Origin of the sequence: Mesorhizobium sp. M7A.F.Ca.MR.362.00.0.0, assembly GCF_004023175.1 — a bacterium.
Taxonomy (GTDB): Bacteria; Pseudomonadota; Alphaproteobacteria; order Rhizobiales; family Rhizobiaceae; genus Mesorhizobium.
Genome location: NZ_RZTF01000018.1, coordinates 35,640 through 39,817 on the forward strand (window position 1 = coordinate 35,640; position 4,178 = coordinate 39,817).

Consider the following 4,178-nt stretch of genomic DNA (forward strand, 5'->3'; position numbering starts at 1 on the left):
GTCTACCGCACGACCGGCAAGGCGATCTCTCGTTCGGCAACCACGTTCAAGCAACCCAGGCCGCGCTGGCGGGGATGGGAGTGATGCTCGGATGGATTGCCAATACCGGTGACCTTGTCAGGGAGGAGCGGTTGGTGATCTTCCGCAATCAACCCATCATCCCTGGCGGCGCCTACTACCTGATGAGCCCCTTGCAGGGTCCGAGCAAGCCGGCATCCGAGCTGCTGGCGTCTCACCTGCGGACTTGCGTGGCCGTCTCTTAGATACGTCTGCATAATTTTGGGGCGGATGAGCTGCTCACTCAACCTCGCGCAGGCGGTAGCCGACGCCCGTCTCGGTGGTGATGTAGCGCGGCTGGTCGGGGCTCTTCTCGATCTTCTGCCTGAGCTGCCGGACATAGACCCTGAGATACTGCACATCGGTCGAATCGCCCCAGACCTGCTTCAGCAGGAAATGGTGTGTCAGCACCTTGCCGGCGTGCTGCACCAGCATGCGCAGGATGTCGTATTCCTTCGGCGACAGCTTTACCTCCTTGCCCTCGACCTTGACGATGCGCTTGACCAGGTCGACGCTGAGATCGCCGGTCTGGAAAATCGGCTTCTCGCCCTGTTGCTGGAACTTGTGGCGGAGCGCCACGCGAATGCGCGCCACCAGCTCGTTCATGCCGAAAGGCTTGGTGACATAGTCGTCGGCGCCGAGTTCCAGGGCCTGGACGATGCCGGCCTCGTCGGTCCGGCTGGACAGGATGACCACTGGAATGTCGAGACCATCGTCGCGCCATTTGCGCAGCAGCTCATGGCCGCTCATGCCGGGCAACCCGAGGTCGAGCAGGACGAGGTCCGGCTTCTCGGCCTCCATCAGCTCTATCGCCACCCTGGCGTTCGGCGCCTCGCTGACCGCATAACCTTGGCTGCCGAGCCCGACGCGCAGCAGCTTGCGGATCGGCGGCTCGTCATCGACGACCAATATCCTGACGTTCGAGTTTGTCATGCCAGGTCACCCACCTCGTGGTCGTCGGTATTCGAAGCGTCGAAATTGGGCGGATTTGCCGGCCTGGGCATTTTGATGGTGAACACCGCGCCCGAACCGTCGGTCCGGTTTGCCGCCATGATCGTGCCACCCATCGCTTCGACGAAGCCGCGGCAGATCGACAGGCCGAGCCCCGTACCGGCGCGGATCTGGTCCCCCTTGCGCACTCGATAGAACGTGTCGAAAATCCTTTCCAGATCGCCGGGAGGAATGCCTGGCCCTTCATCCATGATTTGCAGCAGGACGGAGCCATTGTCGGTCCAACCCTGCATGCGAATCGTCGAGCTTGCCGGGGCATATTTCGCCGCATTGTCGAGAAGATTGAACAACGCTTGCTCGAACAGCACCGGGTCGACCTTCAACATCGGCAAATCCTTGGGGATGTCGGTCTCGATCTTGTGCTCGCCAATGATTTTCCTGGCCCTTTGCAAGGCGGAGCCGACGATGTCGCCGACATAGTGAAAGGCGTAGTTCGGCTCCATCGCGCCCGACTCGATCTTGGTCATGTCGAGCCGATTGGCGATGAAGCGGTTCAACCGCTCGGATTCGTCGAGCACCGTCGACAGCAGTTCGGCCCGGTCCGGTTCGGGAAGCGCTGCTGAAAAATCCCGCAGCGTGCCGGCCGCGCCCATGATGGCGGCGAGCGGCGTTTTCAGATCATGGGAAATGGAGGTGAGCAGCGCCGAGCGCAGCCTGTCCGCCTCAGCGGCGAGCTTGGCGCGGTCGACGTCGGCAACCAACTGAATACGCTCGATGGCGACCGCCGCCTGGTCGGCCAGTGCGTCAAGCAGCCGCTGCTGCTCGGGCGTCAGCAGCGGACCCTGCTTGTCGTTGTCGAGGCCGACGACCCCGATGGCCGTGCGCCCCGTCCGCAAGGGCAAATAGAGGCGCTTGGCGCCCGGAAGCGTGTCGGCGCCACGACCCGCCGCACGATTGTGCTCCCAGGCCCAGCGGGCGGCGGCGATGTCGGCCTCGGCCAGCGTGTCGTCGGGCGGATAGCCGGCCTTGACGGTGATGGTCCCGTCTTCCGGCAAAAGCAGCACCACCCGCAGCTTCAGCATCGAGGCGATCTGGAAGGCCGTGGCCCAAAGGACGTCGTCGAGCGTGCCGGCGCCGGCGAGCTTCTTTGAAAAGAGGTAGATGTCTTCCGTGGCCCGCGCCCGCGAGCGGGCGGCGACCGCCTGGCGCTGCACGCGCGCCGTCAGATTGCTGGCGATGACCGCAACGACGAGAAAGACGCCAAGCGCAACGATGCTCTCCGGATCCCGGATCGTCAGCGTATAACGAGGCTCCAGGAAGAAATAATTGAAAGCAAGGGCGCTGGCGAAACAAGCGTACAGAGCCGGCCACAGACCGCCGGTTACCGCCGATGCCAGTACGCCGATGAGAAGAATGATCGCCAGGTTGCGAACGTCGAGAAACTGGTCGAGAACGACGGCGAAGGCGAGCGAACCGATGACAAAGGCCGTGGCCTTGAGATAGGGCCAGATCTCGAACTGCCACTGCTCGTCCGCCGCCTTGACACTCCTCGACGTCACCTCGGCATTGCGTTCGGTTCCTGAAATGACATGGACGCTGATGTCGCCGGCATTGCGGATGAGATCGTAGGTGAGCGAACCTTCGATCAATTCCCGCCAGCGCGACCGGGTCGGCCTGCCGACCACGATATGGGTGAAATTGTTCGCCGTCGCATGGCGAACAATGTCCTGCGCGATGTTCTGACCGGGAATGGTGGTCACCTCGGCGCCGAGCTGTTCGGCAAGCCGCAAGTTCGTAGCCAGCCGATCCTTGTCCGCTTCGGGCATGCTGGCCGAGCGAGGGCTGTCGACATGCAGCGCCGTCCACGGGGCACGGAGCCGGTCTGCCAGCCTGCGCGCATAGCGAATACGCGCCGCCCCGCCCGGACGCGCGTCGACGCAGACGAGAACCCTTTCCCCCGCGGCCCACGGTCCGGGAATGGCGTGGGCCTGCATATGGATCAGCAACTGGTCGTCGACGCGCTGCGCGGTGCGCCGCAGCGCCAGTTCCCTGAGCGCCGTCAGATTGCCCGGCGAGAAATAGTTCTCGATCGCGCGCTGCGCGGTGTTGGGGAAATAGACCTTGCCTTCCTCGAGCCGCTTGATCAGGTCGTCGGGGGTGAGATCGATGATCTCGACATCGTCGGCTTGGTCTATGATGGAATCGGGGACCGTTTCGCGAACCCTGACCTTGGTGATCTGGGCGACGACGTCGTTCAGGCTTTCGACATGCTGGATGTTGAGCGTCGTGTAGACGTCGATACCGTGCGTCAGGATTTCCTGGACATCGAGATAGCGCTTGGGGTGCCGGCTGCCAGGCGCATTTGTGTGGGCGAGTTCGTCGACGAGAACCAGCGCCGGGCGCCGGGCGAGGATGGCGTCGATATCCATCTCGTCGAGGATGCGCCCCTTGTAGTCGAACTTGCGGCGGGGAATGACCTCATAACCCTCGACCAGGGCCAGTGTCTCCTTGCGCCCATGCGTCTCGACGACACCGATCACCACATCCACGCCGTCGGTCAGCCTGGCGCGGCCCGACATCAGCATCTCGTAGGTCTTGCCTACGCCGGGAGCGGCACCCAGGAATATCCGCAGCCGGCCGCGACCTTCCCGCTCGGCATGGTCAAGCAGTGCGTCGGGAGAAGGTCTGGCGTCGTTGCTTCTGTCGTCCGGCATCGGGATCGATCATGGATGGCGCCGGGGATACTGTCGATCCCCGGCCCGCACCATTCACTGTTTCGCGGCGTCCAGCGCAAGGTTGAGACCGAGCACATTGACCACCGGTTCGCCCATGAAGCCAAGCTCCCTGCCCTCGACTTGGGCATCGACAAGCGCCTTGACCTTGGCTTCATCGATCCCCCTGGCCTTGGCCACCCTGGCGGCCTGGAAGTAGGCTGCTTCGGGACTGATATCGGGATCGAGGCCACTGCCGGACGTCGTCACCAGGTCCATCGGGACGGGCTGGTTCGGATTCTCCGCCTTCAGTCTTTCCGCGTCGCCCTTGATGCGGTCGATCAGCTTGGGATTGGTCGGGCCGAGATTGCTGCCGCTCGAGGCGGCGGCGTTGTAGCCGTCGCCGGCGGCCGAGGGGCGGCCATGGAAATACTTGTCGCTGGCAAAGCCCTGGCCGAT

3 protein-coding genes and 1 pseudogene (1 of these 4 only partly in view) are annotated in these 4,178 nt (G+C 63.5%); 1 reads left to right on the plus strand and 3 read right to left on the minus strand.

The genetic code is table 11. The features are described from left to right. A pseudogene (locus EOC06_RS04790) lies at positions 1-263 on the plus strand (LysR family transcriptional regulator); it begins 622 nt to the left of the window's first position. A 34-nt stretch (positions 264-297) separates the two neighbouring features. On the opposite strand, the gene EOC06_RS04795 reads toward EOC06_RS04790, so the two are convergent. From EOC06_RS04795 to kdpC, 3 genes are all read right to left on the minus strand, one after another. Next, positions 298-990, minus strand: coding sequence for a response regulator transcription factor (locus EOC06_RS04795; protein ID WP_128307211.1), 693 nt, complete (start codon positions 988-990; stop codon positions 298-300). Next, on the minus strand, positions 987-3,722 hold the full coding sequence (locus EOC06_RS04800) for a sensor histidine kinase KdpD (RefSeq protein ID WP_128307212.1): 2,736 nt from the start codon (positions 3,720-3,722) through the stop codon (positions 987-989). Before EOC06_RS04800 ends, EOC06_RS04795 begins: the two co-directional genes overlap by 4 nt. Positions 3,723-3,776: 54 nt before the next feature. Beyond that, positions 3,777-4,178: K(+)-transporting ATPase subunit C (gene kdpC / locus EOC06_RS04805; protein WP_128307213.1), on the minus strand; the 402-nt coding region annotated here is incomplete at its 5' end.

Bases quoted from the DNA above. Each gene is read 5' to 3' on its own strand.
- EOC06_RS04795 (WP_128307211.1), bottom strand. From the start codon at position 990: ATGACAAACTCGAACGTCAGGATATTGGTCGTCGATGACGAGCCGCCG.
- EOC06_RS04800 (WP_128307212.1), bottom strand. From the start codon at position 3,722: ATGCCGGACGACAGAAGCAACGACGCCAGACCTTCTCCCGACGCACTG.